The 26,351-nt window shown below is 62.3% G+C and carries 27 protein-coding genes; 10 read left to right on the top strand and 17 right to left on the bottom strand.

Annotated elements, in window-relative coordinates; all coding sequences use genetic code 11:
* Positions 1-183: 183 nt before the first annotated feature.
* The 6 genes from GJA_RS24275 to GJA_RS24250 are packed head-to-tail and all read right to left on the bottom strand — an operon-like array spanning position 184 to position 7,078.
* Positions 184-1,002: an ABC transporter ATP-binding protein gene (locus GJA_RS24275; RefSeq protein ID WP_038497598.1), complete on the bottom strand. Its 819-nt coding sequence runs from the start codon at positions 1,000-1,002 to the stop codon at positions 184-186.
* A complete protein-coding gene (locus GJA_RS24270) occupies positions 999-2,318 on the bottom strand; it encodes an ABC transporter substrate-binding protein (protein ID WP_038497597.1) in 1,320 nt (439 codons plus the stop codon). Before GJA_RS24270 ends, GJA_RS24275 begins: the two co-directional genes overlap by 4 nt.
* A gap of 23 nt (positions 2,319-2,341) precedes the next feature.
* Positions 2,342-3,400: a branched-chain amino acid ABC transporter permease gene (locus tag GJA_RS24265; protein WP_038497596.1), complete on the bottom strand. Its 1,059-nt coding sequence runs from the start codon at positions 3,398-3,400 to the stop codon at positions 2,342-2,344.
* Between the two features lie 18 nt (positions 3,401-3,418).
* Positions 3,419-4,321 (bottom strand): branched-chain amino acid ABC transporter permease, encoded by a 903-nt coding sequence (locus GJA_RS24260; RefSeq protein WP_038497595.1) that lies wholly within the window; start codon positions 4,319-4,321, stop codon positions 3,419-3,421.
* Between the two features lie 13 nt (positions 4,322-4,334).
* A complete protein-coding gene (locus tag GJA_RS24255) occupies positions 4,335-5,147 on the bottom strand; it encodes an ABC transporter ATP-binding protein (RefSeq protein ID WP_038497594.1) in 813 nt (270 codons plus the stop codon).
* Positions 5,144-7,078, bottom strand: a complete 1,935-nt coding sequence (locus tag GJA_RS24250; protein ID WP_038497592.1) for an AMP-dependent synthetase/ligase — start codon at positions 7,076-7,078, stop codon at positions 5,144-5,146. Before GJA_RS24250 ends, GJA_RS24255 begins: the two co-directional genes overlap by 4 nt.
* 542 nt (positions 7,079-7,620) lie before the next feature.
* Here GJA_RS24250 and GJA_RS24245 point away from each other — a divergent pair.
* The 6 genes from GJA_RS24245 (at position 7,621) to GJA_RS24220 (ending at position 12,463) form a co-directional block, all read left to right on the top strand.
* Positions 7,621-9,435, top strand: coding sequence for an aminopeptidase P family protein (locus tag GJA_RS24245; protein WP_038497590.1), 1,815 nt, complete (start codon positions 7,621-7,623; stop codon positions 9,433-9,435).
* Position 9,436: 1 nt separating this feature from the next.
* A complete protein-coding gene (locus GJA_RS24240) occupies positions 9,437-9,700 on the top strand; it encodes a hypothetical protein (RefSeq protein ID WP_038497588.1) in 264 nt (87 codons plus the stop codon).
* Positions 9,687-10,430 carry an MgtC/SapB family protein gene (locus GJA_RS24235; protein ID WP_038497586.1) on the top strand — a complete coding sequence of 248 codons (744 nt, stop codon included), beginning with the start codon at positions 9,687-9,689 and terminating at the stop codon, positions 10,428-10,430. Before GJA_RS24240 ends, GJA_RS24235 begins: the two co-directional genes overlap by 14 nt.
* A 14-nt stretch (positions 10,431-10,444) precedes the next feature.
* A complete protein-coding gene (locus GJA_RS24230) occupies positions 10,445-11,029 on the top strand; it encodes a DUF924 family protein (protein WP_038497584.1) in 585 nt (194 codons plus the stop codon).
* Positions 11,029-11,874: a Rossmann-like and DUF2520 domain-containing protein gene (locus tag GJA_RS24225; protein WP_038497582.1), complete on the top strand. Its 846-nt coding sequence runs from the start codon at positions 11,029-11,031 to the stop codon at positions 11,872-11,874. Before GJA_RS24230 ends, GJA_RS24225 begins: the two co-directional genes overlap by 1 nt.
* A 226-nt stretch (positions 11,875-12,100) precedes the next feature.
* Positions 12,101-12,463 carry a hypothetical protein gene (locus tag GJA_RS24220; RefSeq protein ID WP_038497580.1) on the top strand — a complete coding sequence of 121 codons (363 nt, stop codon included), beginning with the start codon at positions 12,101-12,103 and terminating at the stop codon, positions 12,461-12,463.
* A 7-nt stretch (positions 12,464-12,470) separates the two neighbouring features.
* Here GJA_RS24220 and GJA_RS24215 read toward each other — a convergent pair whose 3' ends face one another.
* Positions 12,471-13,052: a putative pterin-binding protein gene (locus GJA_RS24215; RefSeq protein WP_038497578.1), complete on the bottom strand. Its 582-nt coding sequence runs from the start codon at positions 13,050-13,052 to the stop codon at positions 12,471-12,473.
* A 176-nt stretch (positions 13,053-13,228) separates the two neighbouring features.
* On the opposite strand from GJA_RS24215, the gene GJA_RS24210 reads away from it, so the two are divergent.
* A complete protein-coding gene (locus tag GJA_RS24210; RefSeq protein ID WP_038500997.1) occupies positions 13,229-13,810 on the top strand; it encodes an outer membrane beta-barrel protein in 582 nt (193 codons plus the stop codon).
* A gap of 121 nt (positions 13,811-13,931) precedes the next feature.
* Here the strand turns inward: GJA_RS24210 and GJA_RS24205 are convergent, their stop codons facing one another.
* The 6 genes from GJA_RS24205 to rarD form a co-directional block, all read right to left on the bottom strand.
* Positions 13,932-14,207 (bottom strand): type II toxin-antitoxin system RelE/ParE family toxin, encoded by a 276-nt coding sequence (locus tag GJA_RS24205; protein WP_038497576.1) that lies wholly within the window; start codon positions 14,205-14,207, stop codon positions 13,932-13,934.
* Between the two features lie 66 nt (positions 14,208-14,273).
* On the bottom strand, positions 14,274-14,462 hold the full coding sequence (relB, locus tag GJA_RS24200; RefSeq protein WP_038497574.1) for a type II toxin-antitoxin system RelB family antitoxin: 189 nt from the start codon (positions 14,460-14,462) through the stop codon (positions 14,274-14,276).
* Between the two features lie 79 nt (positions 14,463-14,541).
* Positions 14,542-15,099 carry a DUF6265 family protein gene (locus GJA_RS28030; protein ID WP_174525965.1) on the bottom strand — a complete coding sequence of 186 codons (558 nt, stop codon included), beginning with the start codon at positions 15,097-15,099 and terminating at the stop codon, positions 14,542-14,544.
* Between the two features lie 96 nt (positions 15,100-15,195).
* A complete protein-coding gene (locus GJA_RS26370; protein WP_051781296.1) occupies positions 15,196-15,684 on the bottom strand; it encodes a DUF6265 family protein in 489 nt (162 codons plus the stop codon).
* A gap of 82 nt (positions 15,685-15,766) precedes the next feature.
* Entirely contained in the window at positions 15,767-17,434 is a 1,668-nt protein-coding gene (gene ettA / locus GJA_RS24185; protein ID WP_038497572.1) for an energy-dependent translational throttle protein EttA, read from the bottom strand.
* 83 nt (positions 17,435-17,517) lie between these two features.
* Complete coding sequence (rarD, locus tag GJA_RS24180) at positions 17,518-18,390, bottom strand: EamA family transporter RarD (RefSeq protein WP_038497571.1); 873 nt, start codon at positions 18,388-18,390, stop codon at positions 17,518-17,520.
* Between the two features lie 295 nt (positions 18,391-18,685).
* Between rarD and GJA_RS24175 the strand changes: the two genes are divergently transcribed.
* Positions 18,686-20,563, top strand: coding sequence for a potassium transporter Kup (locus GJA_RS24175; protein WP_038497569.1), 1,878 nt, complete (start codon positions 18,686-18,688; stop codon positions 20,561-20,563).
* Between the two features lie 130 nt (positions 20,564-20,693).
* Positions 20,694-21,170, top strand: a complete 477-nt coding sequence (locus GJA_RS24170; RefSeq protein WP_038497567.1) for an FKBP-type peptidyl-prolyl cis-trans isomerase — start codon at positions 20,694-20,696, stop codon at positions 21,168-21,170.
* Between the two features lie 585 nt (positions 21,171-21,755).
* On the opposite strand, the gene GJA_RS24165 is transcribed toward GJA_RS24170, so the two are convergent.
* From GJA_RS24165 to GJA_RS24150, 4 genes are read right to left on the bottom strand one after another with little or no spacing between them, the layout of a single operon-like run.
* Positions 21,756-22,673: a LysR substrate-binding domain-containing protein gene (locus GJA_RS24165; RefSeq protein WP_051781295.1), complete on the bottom strand. Its 918-nt coding sequence runs from the start codon at positions 22,671-22,673 to the stop codon at positions 21,756-21,758.
* Between the two features lie 53 nt (positions 22,674-22,726).
* Positions 22,727-23,767: an alpha/beta fold hydrolase gene (locus tag GJA_RS24160; protein ID WP_422567923.1), complete on the bottom strand. Its 1,041-nt coding sequence runs from the start codon at positions 23,765-23,767 to the stop codon at positions 22,727-22,729.
* A 49-nt stretch (positions 23,768-23,816) separates the two neighbouring features.
* Positions 23,817-24,677 (bottom strand): fumarylacetoacetate hydrolase family protein, encoded by an 861-nt coding sequence (locus GJA_RS24155; protein ID WP_038497565.1) that lies wholly within the window; start codon positions 24,675-24,677, stop codon positions 23,817-23,819.
* 27 nt (positions 24,678-24,704) lie between these two features.
* Positions 24,705-25,094, bottom strand: coding sequence for a tautomerase family protein (locus GJA_RS24150; RefSeq protein WP_038500983.1), 390 nt, complete (start codon positions 25,092-25,094; stop codon positions 24,705-24,707).
* Between the two features lie 147 nt (positions 25,095-25,241).
* Between GJA_RS24150 and GJA_RS24145 the strand changes: the two genes are divergently transcribed.
* Entirely contained in the window at positions 25,242-26,159 is a 918-nt protein-coding gene (locus GJA_RS24145; protein WP_038497563.1) for a LysR family transcriptional regulator, read from the top strand.
* The last annotated feature ends 192 nt before the right edge of the window (positions 26,160-26,351 follow it).

Genomic DNA, 26,351 nt, shown 5'->3' with positions numbered 1-26,351 from the left:
ATGTCTGGTGGCTGATGATGAATGCCGACATTATCCCGCAAAATGGGGCTGGCCGTCATCGCGGATATCGCCGATGGTCCGGCAGGCCGTGACGGATCGCCGTCCGGCTTCGCAATGAAGAGTCATGCCGCCGTGCCGGTTTGTGCAATCTCGCGCTGCAGCTTTTTGCTCAGGCCGGCAAACTCAAGCCAGCCAGCGTTTGCGGCGGCGGTAGAATTTCATGTCGCGAAAGCTCTTGCGGCCGGCGCCGGCCAGGCCGAGGTAGAACTCCTTGACGTCTTCATTGCCGGCCAGTTCGCTGGCCTCGCCTTCCATCACGACCCTGCCGTTTTCCAGGATATAGCCAAAGTCGGCGTGGCGCAGCGCGATGCTGGTGTTTTGTTCGGCCAGCAGGAAGGACACGTTTTCCTGCTGGTTCAAGTCCTTGACGATGCCGAAAATCTCGTCGACGATTTGCGGCGCGATGCCCATCGACGGTTCGTCCAGCAAGATCATCGACGGCTTGGCCATCAGCGCGCGGCCGATCGCGCACATCTGCTGTTCGCCGCCCGAAGTGTAGCCGGCCTGGCTGGCGCGGCGCGTTTTGAGGCGCGGAAAATAGTGGTACACCTGTTCCAGCGCATCGGACAAGCCGGCCCGCGACAGGCTGCGCGTATAGGCGCCGGTGAGCAGGTTTTCCTCGATGCTCAGGTGGCCGAAACAGTGGCGGCCCTCCATCACCTGCGACAGGCCGCGCCGCACCAGCTGATTCGGCGTCAACTGGTCGACCCGTTCGCCGTTGAAGCGGATTTCGCCCTTGGTGACGTCGCCCCGTTCGCCGCGCAGCAGCGTCGAAATGGCTTTCAAGGTGGTCGATTTACCGGCCCCGTTGGCGCCCAGCAGGGCCACGATTTTCCCCTGCGGCACCTGCAGCGACACGCCCTTCAAGACCAGGATCACATGGTCGTAAATGACTTCGATATTGTTGACTGACAGGCCGGGCGCGCTGGGAATCTGAGTCATGGCAGACAGCCCGGCACGATCTTTTTCTCGGCCGCGTACTTGCCCGACGATGCATCGACCAGCCTGCGCACCAGCGCCTTGTCGCCGACGATCCAGTGCGGCGTGACGGCGTTCCATCGCTTGCCGTCCCACTGCTGCACCTTGACCGCGCCGGAACCTTCATGGTCGTCGCAGCTGGTTTTCACCGGCGGGAACATGCCGGCCGCACCGAGCTCCTTCTGGCGCGCCGCATCGACGTTCAGGTTTTCCAGGCCCCAGCGCAGTTGTTCTCCGGTGACCGGCTTGCCCTTGCCGAACTTGTCTTGCGCGGTGCGCATCGCCTCGACCCACAATATGGCGGCGCTGATGCCGCGCATGTGGTACACCGAGCCGATGCGCGACTGGTCGGACAGGTTGCCCCTGTCGGCGGCGTACAGCTTGCTGCGCAACTGCTCGAGCAGCGGGTAATTGCCCGGCGTGTTGAAGCTCATCGCGCTGTAGCCCCTGGCGGCGTCGCCCGACGGTACCGTGTCTTCCTCGGAGCCGGCCCACCACACGCCCAGCATTTTTTCGCGCGGGAAGCCGTTGCGCTGGGCGGTCTTGATGGCGACCGAATTCATCACGCCCCAGCCCCACAGGATCACATGGTCGGGATTGGCCTGGCGGATTTGCAGCCATTGCGACTGCTGTTCGCTGCCCGGCGGCGCGACCGGGATCTTGATCAGGCTGAAACCATATTGCGCCGCCAGCGCTTCGAACACCGGCAGCGGTTCCTTGCCGAACGCGGAGTCGTGGTACAGGTCGACGATTTTCTTGCCCTTCAATTGCTGCATGCCGCCGTGCTTGTCGCCGAGGTAGCTGATCATCGCGGCGGCCTGGCTCCAGTAGCTGGAAATCAGCGGAAACACATACGGGAACACCTTGCCGTTGGCGGCGTCCGAGCGGCCGTAGCCGATCATCGTCATCGGGACCTTGTCTGACGCGACCCGGTCCAGGATGCCGTAGGCGACCCCGGTCGACAGCGTCTCGACCAGCGTGGCGCCGCCTTGCCTGGTTTTCAGGCGTTCATAACATTCGATGCCGCGCGAGGGGTTGTATTCGGTTTCGCATTCTTCCCAGCTGATCTTGACGCCGTTGACCCCGCCGGCCAGGTTGACCAGGTTGAAGTAATCGACGATGCCGCCGTAAAAGCCGGAACCGCCGGCCGCGTACGGGCCGACGCGGTAGGACGGCAGCGCGATGAACTGGTCTTTTGCCTGCGCGTGGGCGGTGCTGGTCACGGTCAAGGCGGCGCTGCCGAAGGCCGCGCCCAGCAATAGCGATTTGATGAATGTCATCTTCTCTTCTCCTTGCTTACTTGTTAATGCGGGAAGGGCCACAAGCGCAGTTTTTCCTTTGTTATTTGCCACAAGCGCGCCAGGCCGTGGGGCTCGACGATCAGGAAAAAGATGATCAGCGCGCCGAACACCATCAATTCCAGGTTCGACGCGATGCTGCCTGGCACTCCTGCCGCGTGCGCCAGCATGTTCAGCGCGATCGGCAGCAGCACGATGAAGGCCGCGCCGAGGAAGGAGCCGAGTATCGAGCCGACGCCGCCGATGATGATCATGAACAGGATGCGGAACGACAGGTCCAGGCTGTAGGCTTCCGGCTCGACGGTGCCGAGGTAGGCGTAGGCGTACAGCGCGCCGGCCACGCCGCAATAAAACGAGCTGACCGCGAACGCCAGCAGCTTGGTGCGCATCGGCCGGAAACCGATCACTTCAGCCGCCATGTCCATGTCGCGCAGCGCCATCCATGAACGCCCGACGGTACAGCGCACCAGGTTCTTGGCCAGCAGCGCCATGCCCGCCACGATCAGCAGCACCAAAATGTATTTGCTGTGCGGCGTGTCGAACTGGTAGCCGAGGATGCGCATCTTTTGCACCGTGATCACGCCCGACGCGCTGTCATTGGTCAGGTAGGGAATCTTGGTCAGGCACCAGAGCACGAAGAATTGCGTGGCCAGCGTCGACGCGGCCAGGTAAAAACCCCGGATGCGCAGCGACGGCAAGCCGAAAACGATGCCGACCAGCGCCGCGCACAGGCCGCCGAGGATGAACCCGGCCAGCAGCGGCAAGCCGGGCAGGCGGGCCATGAAGTTATACGAGGCGAAGGCGCCGACCGCCATGAAGGCGGCGCTGCCGAGCGACAGCTGGCCGGCGTAACCGGTCAGGATGTTCAGGCCCAGCGCCGCCAGCGCGAAGATCAGGAACGGGATCATGATCGCCGACAGCAGGTAGGGCGAGCCGAAATACGGCAGCACCAGCAGCGCCACGGCCAGCGTGACGGCCAGCACCACCCGGTCCTGGCGGATCGGGAAGATCTGGCTGTCGCTCTGGTAGCTGGTCTTGAATTGTCCCGCTTCGCGATAAAACATGGTCTGTCCCCTTGTCCTCTAGATTCTGCGGATGATTTTTTCGCCGAATAGCCCTTCCGGCCGCACCAGCAGGAACAGCAGCGCCAGCACGTATGGGAACCAGCCTTCGATGCCGCCGCCGACCAGCGGTCCCAGGTACACTTCCGCCAGTTTTTCCGACGCACCGATGACCAGGCCGCCGACGATGGCGCCCGGGATCGACGTGAAGCCGCCCAGTATCAGCACCGGCAACGCTTTTAATGCGACGAAGGTCAGCGCGAATTGCACGCCGTTGCGGGCGCCCCACAGCAAGCCCGCCACCAGCGCGACCAGCCCGGCCACCGCCCACAGCACCGCCCAGATGCGCTGCAAGGGAATGCCGACCGCCAGCGCGGCCTGGTGGTCGTCGGCGACCGCGCGCAGCGCGCGGCCGATCCGGGTTTTCGAGAACAGCAGCGCCAGCGTAGCGACCAGCAGTGCGCAAATGCCGGCCGCGACCAGGTCGAATTGCGACACGATCAGGTTGAAGCGCGCCATCAGCCAGGGCAGCGGCACGTCGTCGACCGGCAAGCTCAGCTGGTGCACTTGCGAGCCCCACAGCAGTTGTGCCAGTCCCTCGATAAAAAACGCCAGGCCGATGGTGGCCATGAACAGCGTGATTTCCGGCTGGTTGACCAGCGGGCGCAGCACCACCCGCTCGATGGCGAATCCCAGGACGATCATCACGATGCTGGTCAGTCCTATCGCCAGCCACAGCGGCACGCCGAATTGGTCGATCATGCCGACGCAGGTCAGCGCGGCGAAAAACACCATCGCGCCCTGGGCGAAATTGAACACGCCGGAGGCCTTGTAGATCAGCACGAAGCCGATCGCCACCAGCGCGTACATGACGCCCGACAGCAGGCCGCCGATCAGCACTTCGAAGAAGAAATTGAGATGCATCCGCTTTCTCCTGTCAGTGGGCGCCGAGATAGGCGTTGATGACATCCCGGTTGGCCCGCACCTGGTCCGGCGTGCCGTCGCCGATCTTTCTGCCGTAGTCGAGCACCACTACCCGGTCCGAGATATCCATCACCACGCCCATGTCATGCTCGATCAGCACGATGGTGGTGCCGAACTGGTCGTTGATATCGAGGATGAAGCGGCACATATCCTGTTTTTCCTCGACGTTCATGCCGGCCATCGGTTCGTCGAGCAGCAAGATCTCCGGCTCGGCGGCCAGCGCGCGGCCCAGTTCCACCCGCTTTTGCAAGCCGTACGGCAGGCGCCCGGCCGGCGTCTTGCGGATTGCCTGGATTTCCAGAAAATCGATGATTTCCTCGGCCTTCTGGCGGTGCGCGATTTCCTCGCGCCGCGCCGCGCCCCAGTACAGCGCCTGTTGCAGGAAGTTGCAGCGCATTTTGAGGTGGCGGCCGGTCATGATGTTGTCCAGTACCGTCATGCCCTTGAACAGCGCGATATTCTGGAATGTGCGCGCGATGCCGGATTGGGCGGCGGTATGGCAATCCATGCCCTGGTACTGCCGGCCGCGATGCAGGATGTGACCCTGCTGCGGCCGGTACACGCCATTGATCACGTTCAGCATCGAACTTTTGCCGGCGCCGTTGGGGCCGATGATGGCGCGGATTTCATGCTGCCTGATGTCGAAGGAAATATCGTCCAGCGCCTGGATGCCGCCGAACGACAGCGAGATATGCCGCAGGTCGAGGATGACCGGACCGCCCTGGCGCGCCGGCTGTTCCATGCGCATGCTGTCGTCGCGCATCATGCGGCTTGCTCCAGCACCGGCAAGGCCTGGCTGTCCCAGATCCGCAGCTCGGCGCTGCTGGAACCGCTGCGGCCGTCTTCGAACCTGACTTGCGTCTTGATGTATTGCGAGGTCTTGCCGGCGTACAGCGCGTCGATCAGCAGCGCGTATTTTTCGGCGATGAAGGCGCGCCGGACCTTGCGCGTGCGCGTCAATTCGCCGTCGTCCGGATCGAGCTCCTTGTGCAGCACCAGGAAGCGCCGCACCTGGGTCGACGCCATCAGCGGATCGGCCGCCAGTTCGGCATTGACCTGGCCGATGCAGCCAGCCACCAGCTCATAGGTTTGCCGTTGCGCCGCCAGGTCGGTGTAGCCGGCGTAGGCGATGCCGCGCCGTTCGGCCCAGTTGCCGACCGCGTCGATGTCGATATTGATGAAGGCGCAGACCTGGTCGCGGCGATCGCCGAAGACCACCGCTTCCTTGATGAAGGGGAAGAACTTGAGCTTGTTTTCGATATAGTTCGGCGCGAAGATGGCGCCGTTGTTCAGCCGGCCGACGTCGGCCGCGCGGTCGATGATTTTCAAGTGGCCGTCGGCGTCGAACAGGCCGGCGTCGCCGGTATGGAAATAACCGTCGGCGTCGATCGCTTCGGCGGTCGCTTCCGGACGCCTGAAATAGCCGCTCATGGTGGCCCTGGACTTGACCAGGACCTCGCCGTTGGGCGCCAGTTTCACCTCCACGCCGGGGGCCGGCAAGCCGACGCTGTCGAACTTGATATGGCCGTCCGGCTGCAGACAGACATAGGCGCAGGTTTCGGTTGAACCATATAGCTGCTTCAGGTTGACGCCGATCGAGCGGTAAAAGCGGAACAGGTCGGGGCCGATCGCCGCGCCGGCCGTGTAGGCGACCCGCACGCGCGACAGGCCCAGCACGTTTTTCAGCGGTCCGTAGACCAGCAGCCGGCCGAGGCCATAGTGCAGCCGCTGGCCCAGCGGCACCGGCTTGCGGTCCAGAATTTGCGGTCCGCAGCGCCTGGCGAGCGCCATGAAATGGTGGAACATGCGGCGCTTGAGCGGGCTGGCGTCTTCCATCCGTATCATGACGCTGGTCAGCATGTTTTCAAACACCCGCGGCGGCGCGAAATAACAGGTCGGGCCGATTTCGCGCATGTCGGTCAGCAGCGTGTCGCTTGACTCCGGACAATTGACGGTGAAACCGGCCACCATCGCCTGCGCCAGCGAAAACAGGCAGTCGCCGACCCACGCCATCGGCAGGTAGGACAGGATCTCTTCGCTATCGGTCAGCCGGTCGAACCGCACGCCGCCTTCGCCGGCCGCCAGCAGCGCCGCGTGGCTCTGGCATACGCCTTTCGGCTTGCCGGTGGTGCCCGAGGTGTACAGGATCAGCGCCGTATCGCCGGCCTTGCCGGCGTCGATCGACGCTTCGAAAAAGCCCGGATGGTCGCGGTCGTACCTCCGCCCCAGCTCTTGCAGACTGGCGCAGGACAGCAATTCCGGCTGCTGGTAATGGCGCATGCCGCGTGCGTCGTCGTAGGCGATATGGCGGATGTGCGGGTATATATCCCGCATTTCCAGCAGCTTGTCGACTTGTTCCTGGTCTTCGACGATGGCGTAGCGGATCTCGGCGTCCTGCATCACATACGCCATGTCGGCCGCCGGCGCATCCTGGTACAGCGGCACCGCGACGCCGCCTATGCATTGCGCCGCCAGCATGGCCCAGTACAGGCGCGGCCGGTTGTCGCCGACGATGGCCAGGTGCATGCCGCGCTGGAAGCCGAGCGCGGCCAGGCCGCAAGCGATGGCGCGCACTTCGTCGCTGGCTTGTTCCCAGTTCCAGGTTTGCCAGATGCCGAGGTGTTTTTCGCGGAATGCCGGCCGGCCGCCGCGTTCCCTGGCGTGCCGCATCAAGCGGCGCGGAAAGGTAGGCAGCATTACCGTATTGTCTGTTTGCACCAGTGTCTCCCTGTTGCTTGGAACCTATCCCAGTAGAGAATACATCGCCTGCTGACAGCCCCTCAACAGCGTGGATCTTCGTTGTTCGTCGTAGCATGGCTCGCCATGCGTCCTCCTCGCGTCTTGCCCACGCTTCTGATGAGCAGCCATCAGACGACGCTCCCTACCGGGATAGGTTCTTATTTCGACAGCGCCATCCGATGATTCCGTACGGCGTACGTTGCTTTGATTTTATCGGACGATAGTAACGTGCGTTGGCATGCAATATTGCCTTTTAATGAGATTTCTTTTGATGATGCGCCGCAAAATGATGATGACAGACATTCGCCCCAAAAATCCTTGCATTAGGCCAACTGGAGACGCTTAGTTGATCCAGCGCAATTGTTTGGAGCGGCGGCTATCATTCCTGGATTGTCCGCATCGCCGCAGCGGCAGGCGCAATCGGGGTATCATAGAGTCTTGTTTTTGCCGCTCGCGGCAGGCTTGAATAAGCGATTTGACCCACCGATTCGATATACCTTATGCATACTCCAGAAAAATCCGCGCTGGCCGCACGCCTGGCGCACTTGCGCCAAGTGATGCGGACGCAAAAAATCGACGCTTTTTTGGTGCCGTCGGCCGATCCGCATGTGTCCGAATACCTGCCGGCGCGCTGGAAGGGGCGTCAATGGCTGAGCGGCTTTAGCGGTTCGGTCGGCACCTTCATCGTCACCGCCGACTTTGCCGGCGTCTGGACCGATGGCCGCTACTGGACCCAGGCCGAGTCCGAACTGGCCGGCACCGCGGTGCAATTGATGAAGATCCCGTCCGGCGCCAGCGTGCTGTATGTCGACTGGCTGGCTAGCTACATGAAACCCGGCCAGAGCGTGGCGGTCGACGGCGCGGTGCTGGGCCTGGCCACCGCGCGCCTGCTGCAGCAGGCGCTGGGCGCCAAGGACGTGACCCTGCGCACCGATACCGATTTGCTGGAGCAGGTGTGGTCCGACCGTCCGGCGCTGCCGGCCGCGCCGATCTTTGAACACTTGCCGCCGTATGCGTCGAAGTCGCGCATCGGCAAGCTGGCCGACTTGCGCAGCGCAATGGCGCAGCACGGCGCCAGCCACCATGTGGTGTCGACGCTGGACGACATCGCCTACCTGTTCAACCTGCGCGGCGCCGACGTCAATTACAACCCGGTATTCCTGGCCCACGCGCTGATCTGTCCGAACCGCGCCACGCTGTTCGTGGCCGACGGCAAGCTGGCGCCCGAGCTGCGCACCAAGCTGGCCGAAGAGGGCATCGACGTGGCGCCGTACGGCCAGGTGCACGGCGCGCTGGCCGCGCTGGTGCCCGAAGCGGTGCTGCTGCTCGACCCGCGCCGCATCACCTTCGGCACGCGCGAGGCCGTGCCGGCCAGGGTCAAGGTGGTCGAGGCGGTCAATCCGACCACGTTCGCCAAGTCGAAAAAGAGCGACGCCGAAGCCAACCATGTGCGCGCGACGATGGAGCAGGACGGTGCGGCGCTGTGCGAATTCTTTACATGGCTGGAAGCGACGCTGGCCGATCCGGCGCGCGACATGCTGACCGAAGTCGGCATCGAACGCCATTTGACGGCGGCGCGCGCCAGCCGTCCCGGCTTTGTCAGCCCCAGCTTCGGTACCATCGCCGGTTTCAATGCGAATGGCGCGATCATGCATTACCACGCCGTCGAAGGGCAGGAAGCGACCATCGAGGGCGACGGCTTGCTGCTGATCGATTCCGGCGGCCAGTATCTGGGCGGCACCACCGACATCACCCGCGTGGTGCCGGTCGGGACCATCACGGCGGCGCAGCGGCGCGATGTCACGCTGGTCTTGAAAAGCATGATCGCGCTGTCGGCGGCGCAATTCCCGCGCGGCGTCAAGTCGCCGATGCTCGATGCGATCGCCCGCGCGCCGCTGTGGGCCGAGGGCATCGACTTTGGCCACGGCACCGGCCATGGCGTGGGATTCTTCCTGAACGTGCACGAAGGTCCGCAATCGATTTCGCAATCGGCGCTGCCGGAACCGCACACGGCGATGGAGCCGGGCATGATCACCTCGATCGAACCGGGCATTTACCGGCCCGGCCGCTGGGGCATCCGGATCGAAAACCTGGTCTTGAACCGCCCGGCGGACAGCACCGAGTTCGGCGATTTCCTGCGTTTCGAAACCCTGACGCTGTGCCCGATCGACACCCGCTGCATCGACCGCGCGCTGCTGCGCGATGACGAGGCGGCCTGGCTCAACGATTACCACGCCACGGTGCGCACGCGCCTGGCGCCACACCTGTCGGGCGCCGCGCTGGCCTGGCTGGACACCCGAACCGGAGCCATCTGACATGCGTTCTACCCGCGCCACATCCGCCATCGAGCGCCTCAAGGTCCGCAGCGGCAACAGCCAGTATTCGATGGCGCGCACCGGCAGCGAATTGTTTTTCCTGACCGAAGGGCCGGGCAAGCCGCCGCTGTGCGCGCCGCTGGAGCTCGACGAATTTGTCGCTTTCGTCAACCAGCTGGGGCCGCAAACCCCGCGCCGCGCCAGCAAGCTCGATGTCGCGTTTGAACAGCAGCTGACCAAAAAAGCGCCGCATGCCGACGATTGAGTTCCTGCGCTCGTATTGGTCGCCGGCCGAGCTGGCGACCAATGGCGTGATCTTGCTGAACCTGATCGGCGCGCTGCTGCTCGGCTTGCTGGTCGGTTACGAGCGCTCGTATCACGGCCGCGCCGCCGGCATGCGCACCTACGGCCTGGTGTGCATGGCGTCGGCCGCGCTGACGGTGCTGGGCGGTTATTCCGAATTCTGGTTCGGCGGCCACGGCGCGGTGGTGCCGGGCAGCGACCCGACCCGCATCGTGCAGGGCATCGTCACCGGCATCGGCTTTCTCGGCGCCGGCGTGATCATGCGCGAGGGTTTTAATATCAGCGGCCTGACCACCGCCGCGTCGATCTGGGCCTCGTCGGTGATCGGCATCATGGTCGGCATCGGCTTTTACCTGTCGGCGATGGGCCTGGCCTTCCTGTGCGCGATGTCGATGATCTTCCTGTCGAAGCTGGAAAACTGGCTGCCGTCGCGCCACGCGGTGGCCATCATGATGCGCTTCAAGAAAGACTTCATGCCGAGCGAAGAAACGCTGCGCGGCATGGCCATCAAGCGCGGTTATGAAATCGCCGGCGGCTCGCTGACCATCGGCAGCCTGGACGGCATGCAGGAATGGCGCTTCGTCGCCATCGCGCTGAGCAAGAATAGCGGCGCCAGCCTGTCGGCGCTGTCGACTGAACTGGCGCAATTCGACGGCATCGCCAGCTACCAGCTGTCGCACGCCCGCAATTGAAAACGGAGAAAACCATGTTGCCTGCGATACGCGAAGTACTCGAATTCTGGTTTTTGACGCCGGACCATATCGATTATGGCGCGGCGCGCCCGGAGTGGTTCCGCAAGGACGACGCTTTCGACCGCCAGATCGGACGCCGTTTTGGTGCGCTGATCGGGCAGGCGCTGGACGGCGGCCTGGCGGAATGGGACCAGGCCGGCCCGCAAGGCACGTTGGCGCGCATCCTGGTGCTGGATCAATTGACCCGCAATGTGTACCGCGGCACGCCGCAAGCGTTCGCCGGCGATACGCTGGCGCTGGCCGCCGCGCAGGCGCTGACGGCGCATGACGGCGACCTGGCCCTGGCGCCGCGCCAGCGGGCGTTTGCCTACATGCCGTTCGAGCATGCGGAAAGCGCGGCCGAACAGGCCCGTTCGCTGGCGCTGTTCACGCGCCTGGCGGCGGCCGCATCCGGTTTTGGCCCGATGCTCGATTACGCCAAACGCCACCACGCGGTGATCGAGCGCTTCGGCCGTTTCCCGCATCGCAACCAGATACTCGGGCGCAGTTCCACGCCGCAAGAGCTGGAATTCCTGACGCATCCTGGATCGTCGTTTTAATGCCGGCTCGCATTCTTACGCTCAATATTGTCGGCGCCGGCCATGTCGGCAAGGCGCTGGGGCGGGTGTTCGCCGTGTCGGGGGTGTTCCAGGTACAAGATGTGCTGACCCGCTCGCTGTCATCGGCGCAGGCCGCCGTCGATTTTATCGGCGCTGGCGTCGCAGTAAGTGCTTACCATCATTTGCGTGCAGCCGATATCACGATGCTGGCGGTCGGCGACGACCAGATCGTGGCCGCCTGCGCGGCATTGGCGGACGCCATGCCGCTGGCGGGGAACATCGTATTCCATTGCAGCGGCGCGCTGGCATCCAGTCAATTGTTGCCTGCTAAACAAGCCGGGGCGCTGCTGGCCAGCGTCCATCCGATCCGCAGTTTTGCCGACCCGGCACTGGTGGCCGACAGTTTCAGCGCGACGTTTTGCGGTATCGAAGGCGATGCCAAGGCACTGGAAGTATTGCAGCCGGCCTTGCTGGCGGCCGGGGCGCGTCCGGTGGCCATCGACGCCAGCGCCAAGACCGTGTATCACGCCGCCGCCGTGTTCGCCAGCAATTACCTGGTGACCGTGCTCGACACGGCGTTGCGCGCCTACCAGGCGGCCGGGATTCCGGAAGCGGTGGCGCGCGAGCTGGCGCAGCCGCTGGTGACCGAGGCGGTCGCCAATGTGTTCAGGCTGGGGCCGGCACAAGCGCTCAGCGGGCCGATCGCGCGCGGCGATTTTGCCACCGTCGGCCAGCAGCAGCGCGCCGTCGATGCGTGGGATGCGGCCAGCGGCCAGTTGTACCGGGCGCTGGTGGCGCCGACCGCCGACCTGGCCCGGCGCAAGCGTGGCGCCAGGAGCGCCTGACAACACGCCGATGGCTGAATTATATTTTCATCAACATTTTGTCAGGCGCTCCAGGTAATCCAGGCGCGACACTATGTTGCGTTTCGTTAAATAAATGTTCCTGAAGATAGCCAAAATTGGAAATTAGCAATAAGCTGGGATCTTGAAGTTTTTTCTAGAAAATTTTTCTAGAGAATCAAAATTGCCGAGAAAACAGTGCATCAGCACCCAGCCGCAGGGGATTGTCATGTTATTTCTGAAAAGCACCACCGTTAGCAAAGCGCCCGGCATTTACGACGTCGATATCGCGGCCAAGCCGCCAGGCAAGACCTTCGGGGTGTTTTTAGCCACCGATCCCGATCATCCGCCCGCCGAATTGCTGGCGGGCCTGAAGGCGCTCGGTTTTGAAAATACCTATAGTTCCGCTTACTTGCACAAAGACAAGGGCAAGGTGCTGGACCTGCATTTCCAAAAAGACGGCAGCGATTTGTTCAAAGGCTGGAACAGCGAGGAATGCACGGCCAACCTGGCCGCCATCGACGCCTTGTTCAATGCACTCGGCATCAGCGTCACGCCGCGCGTGATGACGCTGGCGGAAGCCTACGCCTGAGCCGTCCTCAGCCCTGCACCGCGATGTGATACAGCGCCCACGGGCAGGCGTTGTAGCGCTCGGCCAGCGGCTTGGCCGCCATCTCCGGCACCCGGTCGGCGTCATACAGCGCCCATAAGGGGCCGAGGCCGCCCAGCGCCATCGGCTTGTCATCCAGATGGGTCGCGATAATGAAGCCCTGGCTGCGCGCCTGGAGCACGCTCAATTCCGCCGCGTAGCCATCGACCGCGCGCAGCACGATCTTGCTGTGCTCATTCAAGACCGCAGCGGCCGCCTGCAGCACGTCGAGCAAGGCCGGGCCGCGCAATACATGCCGCTTGGCGTCATATTCCAGCGTCGGCTGGATGGTCCGGGCTGGCAAGGCGGCCAGGCTGTCGAAATCGAAGGCGTACGCCTTGCTAAAGCTTAATTTCTGCTTGTGCATCATTTGATCGGCGACCGGGTCGAACGGCCCGCGATTGGCCTTGCTGATCGCACCGGTGACGGTCAACAGCGCCGGTCCGGGCGCCCGCCGCGGGCCGGCTTGTGCCGTCGAAGGCAACAGCGCGCCGGCCAGCGCCGCACCGCCGAGGAATTGGCGTTTTTTCATGTATCGCTCCACAGTAGTTGATCTTGAAATTTCCAGTATGAAATCTTAGCTTACATCTCGTCACACTTCTTACGGAATGGCACAGGACGTAGTGTTTTTCAGGTGCTATCGTGGATCCATCGCAATTCGTTGAACTGCGAACTCCAGCAAGTTCACCATTTTTGAAAGACAAGCATATGAAAAAGATTCTTTTTGCATTGATTGCTTCCGCCACCACCTTGACCGCCGGTATGTCGATGGCCCATGCCGAAGGCGCTTACGCAGGTGTCGGCGTGACCGCCAGCCGTTATAAATTCGATGTGCCGAACGTCGCCAGCGGCGACGACCATAGCGGCACCAAGGCCGCCGGTAAATTATTCGCCGGTTACGATTTCAACCAGACTTGGGCGGTGGAGGGCGGTTACGAAGACTTCGGCAGCCGCGACTACAACTTTACCCAGAATGGCGGCGCCACCGGCAGCGTCAGCACCGCGTCGCACGGCTTTTATGTGGCCGGCAAGGCGACCATGCCGGTGAACGATCAGGTAGGCGTGTTCGGCAAGCTGGGTGTTGCTCGCAACCATGACAGCATCAGCGGCAGCGGCGCCGCCGCCGGCCTCAGCGGTGACAACAAGACTGGCCTGTACGCGTCGGTTGGCGCGCAATACGCGATCAACAAAAACGTGTCGCTGACGGCTGAAGTCGAACATTTCGGCCAAAGCGCCGATCAGGGCCACAAATCGACGGCCTTGTCGCTGGGCGCGCGCTACAACTTCTGAGCGATGGCGGGTGTCGGCATCGCTGCGCGGACTGCCGCGTGATGTTGGAAAAACGTTGTAAAAACAGCTCCCTCGGGAGCTGTTTTTTTATCTATCGCGGACTCGGCATGGCGCTGCGAGGTCACGGGTACTGCTGGCGCGAGTGCAGGACCGCGATGATTTCAATCACACTCGGCCGGATGCGGTACACCAGCACATAATGAGGATGCACGACGATTTCCCGCGTGCCGGCGACCCGGCCGCGGCGGTACAGGCAGGGGTGCTGCTGCAACCGGGAGGCGGCACGTTCGATGTCGGCCTGCAGCGCGGAAGCGGCAACGTCATTGTGTTCGGCAATATACTCGAGGATGGCGGCCAGCTTGGCCCTGGCGTTGGGGTGCCATTGAACAGGAAGCATTACTTCTCCAGAAAATACAGTATAGAGCCGTATTTATTCTGGCGTCACGAGCAGCTATTCGCCCTGTTATCGCTTGGTGTTTTTTCTCTTTGCCGTGATTATCGCGCGCATTTCGGCCATGACTTGGTCATGCGCCATACCAGGCAGTGGATCGTCCATGGCTTCCTGCACCTGGGCGCGAAACCAACGGTCGTAGGCCTGCGCCTCTTCGGGGGTGGCGAACTCGGACTCAATCGGGGACAAGGCGGTGTTCATGTTTCAAGCTTACACCAGATTAGCGTGCAGCGCGCAAGGGCGGCAAATTTGATGAGTGCCGGCTTTGGGGCGCTCCCGCTTACCTGGAGCGCTCGCTGGACGTGGTATCGCAGCGCGCCCGCGTCATCGGGAAATCGATGGTGCTGAGTTTCCCTTTCAAGGTGCCGCTTATGCTGGCGTGCAGGATGCGTTCGCTGTCGTGGCGGTAGATGATGCGGCTGGGGAAATCGTTGTCCAGGTTGGCGAAGATGAATTCATTCGGCTGGTCCTGGCGCAGCAAGTTGAATACCACCGGCGGCTTGCCCGACGGTTGCACGATGTAGGCCAGTTGGCCCGGTTCGGTGATACGGATTTGCACGAATTCGAAGGCCGTGGTCTTGCCGCCTTTTACGGTGCGGCTGGTGCCGAGGATGGTGCCGCCGGCCGCCGTGCTCCATTGTTCGCCGGAACCGGGTTCGGCGCCGTCGACATGCCAGCAACCCGCCAGCCAAGCCAGCTTGTCGACCGTAGCGGGTGCCGTAGCGGGGGCCGTAGCGGGTGCCGTAGCGGGCGCCGGCTGGGCTTTGTCGGCGGCCTGTGCGGCCGTTGCGGCGAGGCCCAATAGCGCAGCAAGGAATGTATTCGCGAGTAATGTCATGTCGTCTCCCGTCACAAGGCACGCCATCGGCATGCCTGTAAAGTGTAGCCGATTTATCAATCGCACGCCCAGCCGTGCGGCGCGAAGACGGTGGCCTTACTTGGTCTCACATTTGCCGCGTGTCATAGGTATCTGCACGGTGGTGAACTTGCCTTTCAAGGTACCGATGATGCTGACGCGCAAGCTGTTTGCGTTGTCGCGGTGGTAGACGATGCGGCTGGGGAAGTCGTTGTCCAAGTTGCCAAAGGTAAAATCATTCGGTTTTCCCCCGCTCAGCAGGTTGAACACCACCGGCGGCGCGCCATTCGGTTTGGCGACATAGGCCAGCTGGCCCGGTTCGGTAACCCGCAATTGCGCAAATTCAAACGGCTGGTACTTGCCGTCCCGCATGCCGAGGGTGGTGCCGCTGATGCTGCCGTCGCTGGCGGGCGTCCATTTTTCCTCGTAGCGCGGCGCCGGGCCGGCCGCATGCCAGCAACCGGCCAGCCACGACAACTTGGCGACGGATTCGGTTTCGCTTGCCGCGGCGACCGCCGCATGGCTGGTGCTGGCCGCGAAGACGAGCGCGGCACTGGCGAGTGTCATGAGTAATGTCATCTTGATCCCTATGCTATAAAAAAAGGCACGCCGATGGCGTGCCTGTCGAGTGTAACGTATTGGATAGAAATTACACGGTCAGCGGTTTGTAGCGAATCCGCTTCGGCTTGGCGCCTTCTTCGCCGAGGCGTTTTTTCTTGTCGGCTTCATATTCCTGATAGTTGCCGTCGAAGAAGGTGACTTGCGAATTGCCTTCGAACGCCAGGATATGGGTTGCGATACGGTCCAGGAACCAGCGGTCATGCGAAATGACCATCACGCTGCCGGCGAATTCCAGCAACGCGTCTTCCAGTGCGCGCAGGGTTTCCACGTCCAGGTCGTTGGACGGTTCGTCGAGCAGCAGCACGTTGCCGCCCATCAGCAGGGTTTTCGCCAGGTGCAGGCGGCCGCGTTCGCCGCCCGACAGGTTGCCGACCAGTTTTTGCTGGTCGGAACCCTTGAAGTTGAAGCGGCCCAGATAGGCGCGCGACGGCATTTCGAAGCGGCCCACGGTCAGCATGTCGGCGCCGCCGGACACGTCTTCAAACACCGACTTGTTGTCGGCCAGTGTATCGCGGTTCTGGTCGACGATCGAGACGCGCGCGGTCTGGCCGATCACCACTTCGCCGCTATCCGGTTGTTCCTTGCCGGTGATCATCTTGAACAAGGTCGATTTACCGGCGCCGTTCGGGCCGATGATGCCGACGATGGCGCCGGCCGGGATGGTGAACGACAGGTTGTCGATCAGCAGGCGGTCGCCGAACGCCTTCGAGACGTTCTTGAATTCGATGACCTCATTGCCCAGGCGTTCGGCCACAGGGATGAAAATCTCCTGGGTCTCGTTGCGCTTCTGGTATTCGTGTTCGGACAGCTCATTGAAGCGGGCCAGGCGGGCTTTCGACTTGGCCTGGCGCGCTTTCGGATTCTGGCGCGACCATTCCAACTCTTTTTGCAGCGCTTTCTGGCGCGCCGATTCGCTCGCTTCTTCCTGCTTCAGGCGGGCTTGCTTCTGATCCAGCCAGGTCGAGTAATTGCCTTTCCATGGAATGCCATGGCCGCGGTCCAGTTCCAAAATCCACTCGGCGGCATTGTCGAGGAAGTAGCGGTCATGGGTGATCGCGACGACGGTGCCCGGGAAGCGCAGCAGGAATTGCTCCAGCCAGTCGACCGATTCCGCATCCAGATGGTTGGTCGGTTCGTCGAGCAGCAGCATGTCCGGTTTCGACAGCAGCAGCTTGCACAGCGCGACGCGGCGTTTTTCACCGCCGGACAGCACGGCTATCCTGGCGTCCCATGCCGGCAGGCGCAGTGCGTCGGCGGCCATTTCCAGCTGCAGATTCAAGTTGCCGCCGTCGGAAGTCGAGATGATCGCTTCCAGGCGCGCCTGTTCGGTGGCCAGCGCATCGAAATCGGCGTCTTCCTCGGCATAGGCGGCGTACACGGCTTCCAGCTTGGCTTGCGCTTCAAACACTTCGCCCAGGCCGGATTCGACTTCCTGGCGCACGGTTTTTTCCGGATCGAGTTGCGGTTCCTGCGGCAGGTAGCCGATGTTCAGGCCTGGCATCGGCACGGCTTCGCCCTGGATGTCGGTGTCGATGCCTGCCATAATTTTCAGCAAGGTCGATTTGCCGGAACCGTTCAAGCCCAGCACGCCGATCTTGGCGCCCGGGAAGAAGGACAGCGAAATATCTTTCAGGATCTGGCGTTTGGGCGGGACGATTTTGCCCACGCGGTTCATGGTATAGACGTAATTTGCCATTAAAAATCTCGGGGTTTGAATATAAGACGCACAGGATACGATAAACGCCCGCTTACGGCCAGCGCGAAACGCCGCCGCGGCCGCTAGCGGCCGCGCGCCATCCACAGTCCTTCGGCCGCGTAGATGGCCAGCGCGCTCCAGATGACGATGAAACCGCTCATGCGCTGGGGCGTGAACGATTCGTGGAAAATCCACACGCCGACCAGCAGTTGCAGCGTCGGCGCGATGTATTGCAACAAGCCCAGCAGCGCCATCGGCAAGCGCCGCGCGCCGGCCGCGAACAGCAGCAGCGGGATCGCGGTGAGCGGGCCGGACGCCACCAGCAGCCAGCGGGTGCTGTCCGAACTGGTCGACACAAAGGTATGCTGGCCGGTCCAGCTGAGCCAAACGACATAAGCGGACGCCAGCGGAAACAGGATCAGGGTTTCGAATGACAAGCCTTCCAGCGCACCCAGCGCGGCGGTCTTGCGCAGCAAGCCATAGCCGCCGAAGGTGGCCGCCAGCACCAGCGAAATCCAGGGCAGGTGGCCGGTTTGCCACGCCAGCCACGCCACGCCGCAGGCGGCGAGGCCGATCGCCAGCCACTGCGCGCGACGCAGCCGTTCATGCAGCAGCAGGAAGCCGAGCATCACGTTGATCAGCGGCGTGATGAAATAACCGAGGCTGGCGTCGACCACGTGCTGGTGGTTGACGGCCCAGATATAAGTCAGCCAGTTGGCGGACAATAAGAACGCGCTGGCGATGAAACCGGCCACCACGCGCGGCTGGCGCACCAGCCGGTACAGCCAGTCCCACTGGCGGCGCACGGCCAGCACGATGGCGAGGAAGAGCAGCGACCACAGCATGCGGTGCGCCAGGATTTCCAGCGCCGGCACTGCATTGATGGCGTGGAAATACAGCGGGAACAGGCCCCAGCATAAAAATGCCGCGGCGGCGTACAGCATGCCGGGATTCATAAGAAGATGGTGTCGAAAAAGTGGCTAGATTGGCATTATCGCTGAAATTGGTGGCACCGGTGATGCCGCGTGCCCGGCGCCGCCGGCTGAGAGTAGAATGGCAAGAAAGAATGGCCAGAACCGGACCGGCCGCCGCTATGACGCAGGGCCGGGCCTGTGATGCCAGATGCTGGAAACCACCAAGAGCCGCTAAAAACCGTGTGTCGGGAGAGCCAGGACAGATGCCAGAATCCACTTGCTATTTGATATTACATATCTTATTGTGCGACGCAATAAAACAAAAAATGGTGCAATCTTGACGTCGCAACATAAAAAAAGCAGCCTCGTCGCCCTGACGCTGGCCGCCGTCGGCATCGTCTACGGCGATATCGGCACCAGTCCGCTGTACACCCTGAAGACTATTTTCGATCCAACGCACGGCTTGCCGTTGAATCACGATAACCTGCTCGGCATCGTTTCCCTGATCTTCTGGGGCTTGACGATCATCATCTCCCTCAAATACGTGACGCTGGTGCTGCGCGCCGACAACCGCGGCGAGGGCGGCATCATGGCCTTGATGGCGCTGGTGCTGTCGTCGGTCGCCAGGCATTCGCGCTGGCATTTCGCGCTGACGCTGATCGGCGTGTTCGGCGCCACGCTGTTTTATGGCGACAGCGTGATCACCCCGGCGATTTCGGTGCTGTCGGCGATCGAGGGCCTGGAAGTGGCCACCCCGGCGCTCAGTCCGTACGTGGTGCCGCTGACGATGCTGGTGCTGGTCGGCCTGTATTCGGTGCAATCGCACGGCACGGCCGGCATCGGCCGCTTTTTCGCGCCGGTGATGCTGCTGTGGTTCGCGTCGCTGGCCGGCATGGGCGTGTTCAACATCATCAAGTCGCCGCAAGTGCTGGCCGCGCTCAATCCGTGGTACGCCGCGCACTTCCTGATGAATAACGGCTTTGTCGCCTTCGTCGCGCTGGGCGCGGTGGTGCTGGCGTTCACCGGCGCCGAGGCGCTGTACGCCGACATGGGCCACTTCGGCAAGCAGCCGATCCGCATGGCCTGGTTCCTGATCGCGTTCCCGGCGCTGGCGCTCAATTACCTGGGCCAGGGCGGCTTGCTGCTGGCGCATCCGGAAGCGATCTCCAATCCGTTCTATCAGCAGCTGGGCGCGTGGAGCGTGTATCCGCTGGTGATCCTGTCGACCATGGCCACCGTGATCGCGTCGCAGGCGACCATTTCCGGCACTTTCTCGATGACCAAGCAAGCGATCGCGCTGGGTTTCCTGCCGCGCATGCGCGTGCGCCACACGTCGGAAAGCGAAATCGGCCAGATCTACATCCCGGCCGTCAACTGGCTGCAATTGATCGTCGTGCTGCTGGCCGTGGTCGGTTTCGGTTCGTCGGAAAACCTGGCAGCGGCCTACGGCATCGCGGTCACCGCGACCATGCTGGCGACCACCGTGCTGACCTTCTTCGTGATCCGCTACCGCTGGAAGATGAACCTGGTGCTGTGCTGGGCCGCGACCGGCTTTTTCGTGGCGATCGACGTGATGTTCTTTTCGGCCAGCGCGCTGAAGCTGTTCCACGGCGGCTGGTTCCCGCTGCTGCTGGGTTCGGTCCTGTTCATCGTCATGCTGACCTGGAAACGCGGCCGCCAGCTGGTGTTCCAGAACCTGGAAAAACATGCGATCCCGCTCGACGATTTCCTGTCCTCGCTGTTCATCGCGCCGCCGACCCGGGTGCCGGGTACGGCGATTTTCCTGCGCGGCGAAACCGACGGCGTGCCGCATGCGCTGCTGCACAACCTGTCGCACAACAAGGTGCTGCACGAGCGGGTGGTGTTCCTGACCGTGTTCATCGTCGAAGAACCGTGGGTGCCGCCGTCGGAGCAGGTGCGGGTGATCGACCTGGGCCACCAGTGCTACCAGTTGAACGTGCTGTACGGCTTCAAGGATGAACCGGATATTCCGCACATCCTGGCCTTGTGCGCCGAGCAGGGACAAAGCTTCGAAATGATGGAAACCTCGTTCTTCATCGCGCGCCAGACCGTCATTTCGACCCCCGGCGCCGGCATGGCGCCATGGCGCGAGCATCTGTTCGTGGCGATGTCGCGCAATGCGCGCGGCGCGGCCGACTATTATCAGATTCCGAGCAACCGGGTGATCGAACTGGGCACGCAGGTGGAAATCTGACGCGCTCAATGTTGTATATCTGTCAGCGCTTACGTCTGCTTACATTTTGTGACTATGACACCTGTTACACTGCTGCGCTGACGGCGCGTGCGCGCGAGCCTGACGACCATCTTTATTTGCAAGGGTATCCATGAAATCGACTTTTAAATTTATCGCCTCACTGTTGTGCGCTGTTGCCCTGACCGCCTGCGGCGGCGCCGCCACGCCGAGTAATAATGCACCTGTCATCGATCCGGCCACCCAGCCGGCGGGTTTCCTGGCTAGCGACACCGTGGTCGGCACCGGCGTCGCCGCCGCCAATGGCGATACGGTCACCGTGCGCTACACCGGCTGGCTGTACAACAGCGGCGCGGCCAATAACAAGGGCACCAAGTTCGACAGCTCGGCCGACCATGGCAGCACCAACTCCTTCGTCTTTGTGCTGGGCGTCGGCAAGGTGATTCCAGGCTGGGACCAGGGCGTGCTGGGCATGAAGGTCGGCGGCAAACGTACCTTGACCATTCCGTACACCCTCGGTTATGGAGTGGCCGGCAGCCCTCCGACCATCCCGGCCTATGCCGGCCTGGTATTCGATATCGAGCTGGTGTCGGTGGCTAAGCCGGGCTAAGCCGGCACGGCAGCGAAAAACGGGCGATACAGCAATGTATCGCCCGTTTTGCTTTGCGGGCCTGGATTTGCCCGCGTCTGTTACGGCGCGCTGCGCCATTGCTGGAAATAATAGGTGGTGCCGCCCAGGTAGTTGCCGTTGACGCAGGGCACGATGGCCTTGATTGAAGCCTGCCGCCCAAAAATCATTGACCAGCCGCTGGCTCAAAACGCAGGCGGGCGCCGTCTTCATCCATCGCGGTGATCAGCAGCGTCACGGCGATGCCGGCGTTGCGGGCGCGCTACAGCGCCAGGCAGGAATCCTTGCTTATGTGCATAGCTAGTCTGTAGTTAGCACCTTGAAAGGGGGCTTTTAAAATTCCACGGTGTAAGCCCAGAGTCGTTTGAGTCCTGCACTTGTTTCTCGAGAATAGGTCAAGCATTCCAGAGCAAAAGGAAGCCATTCCGGTCCAGCAAAGCTGCCGCGTCCTCGCCGTCAGCCGCTCGGCTTATTACGCGGCGCAGCGGCGTGCCGTCAAGCCGTCGGTATGCAAGGCCAGCGTGCAGATAAAGGCCGCCGCCGGATGAAATGTGGCGCGGCCCATCATTAGGCCGCATGGTCAGGAAGCGCGTCCAGCGGACGGGACACGTCGGCGGCCAGCGCGGGCAGCAATTGCGGCAGACCATCCATAATCCGCCGCCGCAGCTGGTGCGCCGGTGTGTGCAGGCCGTGCGGTGTCTGATGCAGGCAAAGATGAACCTGGGGGAGCAAGGGCAGCAAGCTGTCCGAGGCATCGAGCAGTAGCGGTTTGGGCACGCCGATGGCGGTTCTCAAAGCGATGCCGTATCCGGACTCCACAGCGACCCAGAGCGCTGCCAGGCTGGAACAAGTGACAGCGATATGCGCGGCGATGCCGGCTTCGGCGAGCGCAAGCAAGGCCCGGGTGCGGAAACCGCATTGTTCCTCGAACACGACAAGCTGGAGTGGCCTCGGCCGCTCCAGCACGCTACGCTGGCCCACCCACACTTGCTGAACGCGACCCAGGCTATGCGCGCCCTGGGGTTCGTTTTCGCTAAACATCAGCGCCAGATCGAGCGCTCCATTAGCAAGTTTTTCGGACAGTACGGTATGACGATCCGTCAGCATGGACAGGCGCACCGCCGGATTTTTTTGCTGAAACTCCCGCAACAGCGCATTGAGCATGCCTACCGAAAAATCGAGCGCCATGCCGAGGCGAATTTCCTTGCCGTCATCGGACTTGGCAGCAACGCGCACCAATTCATCGTTGAGCCGAAGCATCTCTTCGGCAAAAGGCAGCGCTGCAATGCCCGCTTCAGTCAAGGAAGTCAAGCGTCCCTGTCGCAGAAACAATTGCTGTCCGAAGATTTCCTCCAGCCGGGACATCTGCTGGCTAACCGCGGATTGCGAGCGCCCGACGACATCGGCGGTGCGCGCCATGCTGCCCAACTGATGCGTCAGCACGAAGGTACGCAGCAAGGCGATGTCCAGATTTACGTTGCGCATGGGCTGATACGGTCAGCGATTGCTGGGCGGCTTTTCTGCAAGCTGATTCAATATCAGCCCTTTTCCGGCAGCAGCTGCAGCACCGCGTCGGCAAATGCCCGAGGCGCTTCCTGCGGAAGATTGTGGCCGGCGCCAGGCACGATGCGATGAGCTTTGCGCGCCGGAAATCGGGCGGCGTAGGATTTACCGTCGGTCGGCAGTACCACCGCATCGTCCGCCCCGTCCAGGGTGATGGTCGGCACCGTGATCACCGGCAGCGTCGCGAGTCGCTGGTCCAGCTGGGCATAAGCAGGATCGCCCGCAGCTTGGTTAAAGCGATGCCGGTACGAATGAATCGTGACCTCGATATAGTCGGGATTGTCGAACGACGGTGCGCTGCGATCAAACGTCGCGTCGTCGAAATGCCATTTCGGAGACCACAAATTCCATAGCAACTTATTGGTCTCGCGGCGATATTTGGTATAACCCGCCTTGCCACGCTCGGTCAGGAAGTAGAACTGATACCAGGCCGGCAGTTCACGTTCCGGTGTGGCAGGAATGTTGCTACGGGTCAGGTCAAGCACTGCGTAGCCGTTGACCGATACCAGGCCGATGCAGCGTTGCGGAAACAGCGCGGCGACGGCGCAGGCGGCGCGGCCGCCCCAGTCGTAGCCGGCCAGTACGGCCTTCGGAATCGACAACGCGTCAAGCAGCGCAAGTAGATCGGCACCCAGCGCTGTTTGCTGTGCCGAGCGCGGCGTCGCCGCGTCGATAAACCGCGTCGCGCCGAAACCGCGCAAGTAAGGAACGATGACGCGGCAGCCTTTGGCCGCGAGTATCGGCGCTACCTCGGCATAGGCGTTGGTGTCGAACGGGAAGCCATGCAAGAGCACCACCGGAACGCCATCGGCGGGGCCGCTTTCATGGTAGCCCACATTGAGGACGCCCGCCTTGATGGTCTTGAGCGCACCCAGCGTGCCGGTGGGCGTCGCCGCGTCGCCGGTGGTCTGCGCGCGCGCCATGGACGGTGTCAGCAGCGAGAGTTCCGCGGCGGCCATGCCGAGCGCGGCAGCGTGAAGGAAGGTGCGGCGGGATGTTTTGATTCCAGCTGTCAAGATGGTCTCCGGAATAGTGGATGTTCTTATGATGGCGGGCGCGGCGGCGTTAAGCGAAATGATTGCGCAGCGTGCCGATGCCCTCGATGGCGACCACTACACTATCGCCCTTCTTGAGGAAGCGTGGCGGAGTCATCCCGATACCGACACCGGCCGGCGTGCCGGTGGCGATCACGTCGCCCGGGCGCAGCGTCATGCCGGCGGAGATCACGCTGATCAGCTTTGGAATGTCGAACAACAAATCCGCCGTATTCGCGTCCTGGCGCAATTCGCCGTTGACCCAGGTCTGGATGCGCACATTCCGCGCGGCCAGGTCATCGGCGGTCACGATCCATGGCCCCATCGGGCAAAAGGTGTCGAGGCCTTTGCCGAGGAACCACTGGCGATGGTTTTTTTGCCGGTCGCGGGCGGTGACGTCGTTGATGATGGTGTAGCCCCACACATGGGTCATGGCGTCGGCGACGGCGATATCGCGGCCGGGCCGGCCGATAACCACCGCCAGCTCGCCCTCATAATCCACTTCCGAGGTAATCCCTGCATGCAGTTCGACCAGTGCCTCGGTTCCCACCACGCTGCCGCCCGGTTTGGTGAACACGGCGGGATAGGCATCAATTTCCGCGCCGGCGACAGCGCCCGCTTCGTATCCGCTGCGCGAGAATTCCTGTGCATGCGCACGGTAATTTTTGCCCACGCAAAAAATATTGCGCTCCGGCCGAGGCAGCGGCGCCAGCAGTTGCACTTCGCTGAGCGCAATGCCGGCGTAGGTGTAGGTCGAGCCGTTGCCGTGAACGGGATAACGCTGGATCAGGTCCAGCATGTCGCGCGCATCGGCCGGATGCACACGCTGCGTGTCCAGGTTGATCAATCCGACCTGTTCGGCGCCGCGGTGGATAAAGGTAGCAATTTTCATCAGTGTCTCGGTATCGTGGATCAGCGTTTATGTTGGCGGGAACGCCATTTCACCGTTGCCAAACGACCAGTTTTCACGCTGAACCTCGACCAGGTTGATGATGATGTCTTCCTTACGCAGGCCGCTCCTGGTGTGTATGCCATCGACGACAGCGCGATAGAACGCTTTTTTTATCTCCGCCGTGCGCCCGGCGTTCCACGTAATCTGGATGAAAACGATGTTGTCGCTATATGTGACCCCGAGAAATCCGTTTTCAGGGTAGATCAGCTCCCCCTTGGCATGGCGGCTGAGGATCTGGAATTTGTCATTCAGTGGAACGTTGGCGACGCTGATCATCGCCTCGTACACCGTGTCGCTGATGGCGCGCAGGGCTGCATCCGTGGTGTCGTGGGAAACGCTGATACGGGCTAGCGGCATAAAAATCTCCTGTAATCTGTCAGTGGGGTGAAGAGCCGGTGTTAGCGGCAACGTGAACAACATCGCGATGTGCAATGCAAACGATAATAGGGCTATAATTTATATGCTGCAAGCGCATAATTTTCATAATTATAATGAGATAAAAGCATGCTATTTGAGGACTTAAGGGCGTTTGTCGCCGTCATCGATCACAACTCCCTCACACGCGCCGCCGAGGTGCTATCGCTGACACAGTCCGCCGTCTCGCGCCGCATCCAGCATCTGGAAGAGGTGCTGGATGCGGAATTATTCGACCGAAATAGCCGGCCGCCGCAGCCGACCGCGCTGGCCCGCCGGGTCTACGAGCAGGCGTTGCCGCTGATGCTGAACGCCAGGCGATTGCTGGACATCTCCCGGGACGACCTGGCTCCCGCCGGCAGCTTCCGCGTGGGACTGACCCAGGCGGTGGGAGAAATGATGTTGTTCGACGTCGCCCGGCGATTACGGTCGGCGTTCCCTGCGCTCGACTTGAAACTGCACACGGAATGGAGCACGCGGCTGCAGGAGCAGCTCGCGCACGGGGGGCTGGACGCGGTCGCGGTGATGAAGCCCTCTCCCAGCGAACTGCCGGCGCGCATGGACGGGCGCCTCATCACGACGCTGCCGGTGGTGGTGGTGCAGAGCAAGCAAACGCCGCTGGTGGCAAGGGACACCGCTATCGCCCAGCTGGCGGAGCAGGAATGGATACTCAATCCGGTCGGATGTGGCTACCGCGCCGCGCTGGAGCGGGCGATGGCCGGCGCGGGCAGGCAGCTCAACCTCAGGGTCGATACGATCGGCACCGAGCTTCAGCTGAGATTGGTGGCGGCCGGCATGGGACTCGGTCTGGTGCCGCGTAGCGTATTACACCGCAGTCCATCGCTCGAGCAACTGACGGTGGTCGACACGCCGGATTTCGCCATGCAGCTCGATGTGTGGGTGATACATACGCTACAGATGGGCAATCTGAGACGCGCGGCGGACTTGCTCTGCGATGTGGTCACCGAGTGCCTGGCGACACAGGATGCGCAGGCGACCGGCGTCTGAGTGTCCGGGTGTCTTATTCAGCGGCGGGCTAGGCGGCAAGCGCGCGGCGACAGCGTGACCCGCCATGCTCCAGCCGCCACGCTTGACCTGGTCGACCAGCACTGCGATGCCAGCCAGGGGCTTGCGCATGGTGGTCGACATGAGTCCGGTGGTCATGTCTTGCAGGCGTTTCATCTGGATCGGTGCTAAGAG

Origin of the sequence: Janthinobacterium agaricidamnosum NBRC 102515 = DSM 9628, assembly GCF_000723165.1 — a bacterium.
GTDB classification, from domain to species: Bacteria; Pseudomonadota; Gammaproteobacteria; order Burkholderiales; family Burkholderiaceae_D; genus Janthinobacterium; species Janthinobacterium agaricidamnosum.
Note: the sequence above shows the minus strand (reverse complement) of the source record. Positions and strands in the feature narration are given on the sequence as shown.

Bases quoted from the DNA above. Each gene is read 5' to 3' on its own strand.
- rarD (WP_038497571.1), bottom strand. From the start codon at position 18,390: ATGAATCCCGGCATGCTGTACGCCGCCGCGGCATTTTTATGCTGGGGC.
- GJA_RS24270 (WP_038497597.1), bottom strand. From the start codon at position 2,318: ATGACATTCATCAAATCGCTATTGCTGGGCGCGGCCTTCGGCAGCGCC.
- GJA_RS24255 (WP_038497594.1), bottom strand. From the start codon at position 5,147: ATGATGCGCGACGACAGCATGCGCATGGAACAGCCGGCGCGCCAGGGC.
- GJA_RS28030 (WP_174525965.1), bottom strand. From the start codon at position 15,099: ATGACATTACTCGCGAATACATTCCTTGCTGCGCTATTGGGCCTCGCC.
- GJA_RS24155 (WP_038497565.1), bottom strand. From the start codon at position 24,677: ATGAAAATTGCTACCTTTATCCACCGCGGCGCCGAACAGGTCGGATTG.
- GJA_RS24275 (WP_038497598.1), bottom strand. From the start codon at position 1,002: ATGACTCAGATTCCCAGCGCGCCCGGCCTGTCAGTCAACAATATCGAA.
- GJA_RS24265 (WP_038497596.1), bottom strand. From the start codon at position 3,400: ATGTTTTATCGCGAAGCGGGACAATTCAAGACCAGCTACCAGAGCGAC.
- GJA_RS24150 (WP_038500983.1), bottom strand. From the start codon at position 25,094: ATGCCGCTAGCCCGTATCAGCGTTTCCCACGACACCACGGATGCAGCC.
- GJA_RS24220 (WP_038497580.1), top strand. From the start codon at position 12,101: ATGTTATTTCTGAAAAGCACCACCGTTAGCAAAGCGCCCGGCATTTAC.
- relB (WP_038497574.1), bottom strand. From the start codon at position 14,462: ATGAACACCGCCTTGTCCCCGATTGAGTCCGAGTTCGCCACCCCCGAA.
- GJA_RS24210 (WP_038500997.1), top strand. From the start codon at position 13,229: ATGAAAAAGATTCTTTTTGCATTGATTGCTTCCGCCACCACCTTGACC.
- GJA_RS26370 (WP_051781296.1), bottom strand. From the start codon at position 15,684: ATGACACTCGCCAGTGCCGCGCTCGTCTTCGCGGCCAGCACCAGCCAT.
- GJA_RS24240 (WP_038497588.1), top strand. From the start codon at position 9,437: ATGCGTTCTACCCGCGCCACATCCGCCATCGAGCGCCTCAAGGTCCGC.
- GJA_RS24225 (WP_038497582.1), top strand. From the start codon at position 11,029: ATGCCGGCTCGCATTCTTACGCTCAATATTGTCGGCGCCGGCCATGTC.
- GJA_RS24260 (WP_038497595.1), bottom strand. From the start codon at position 4,321: ATGCATCTCAATTTCTTCTTCGAAGTGCTGATCGGCGGCCTGCTGTCG.
- GJA_RS24165 (WP_051781295.1), bottom strand. From the start codon at position 22,673: ATGCGCAACGTAAATCTGGACATCGCCTTGCTGCGTACCTTCGTGCTG.
- GJA_RS24145 (WP_038497563.1), top strand. From the start codon at position 25,242: ATGCTATTTGAGGACTTAAGGGCGTTTGTCGCCGTCATCGATCACAAC.
- ettA (WP_038497572.1), bottom strand. From the start codon at position 17,434: ATGGCAAATTACGTCTATACCATGAACCGCGTGGGCAAAATCGTCCCG.
- GJA_RS24215 (WP_038497578.1), bottom strand. From the start codon at position 13,052: ATGAAAAAACGCCAATTCCTCGGCGGTGCGGCGCTGGCCGGCGCGCTG.
- GJA_RS24250 (WP_038497592.1), bottom strand. From the start codon at position 7,078: ATGCTGCCTACCTTTCCGCGCCGCTTGATGCGGCACGCCAGGGAACGC.
- GJA_RS24230 (WP_038497584.1), top strand. From the start codon at position 10,445: ATGTTGCCTGCGATACGCGAAGTACTCGAATTCTGGTTTTTGACGCCG.
- GJA_RS24205 (WP_038497576.1), bottom strand. From the start codon at position 14,207: ATGCTTCCTGTTCAATGGCACCCCAACGCCAGGGCCAAGCTGGCCGCC.
- GJA_RS24245 (WP_038497590.1), top strand. From the start codon at position 7,621: ATGCATACTCCAGAAAAATCCGCGCTGGCCGCACGCCTGGCGCACTTG.
- GJA_RS24235 (WP_038497586.1), top strand. From the start codon at position 9,687: ATGCCGACGATTGAGTTCCTGCGCTCGTATTGGTCGCCGGCCGAGCTG.
- GJA_RS24170 (WP_038497567.1), top strand. From the start codon at position 20,694: ATGAAATCGACTTTTAAATTTATCGCCTCACTGTTGTGCGCTGTTGCC.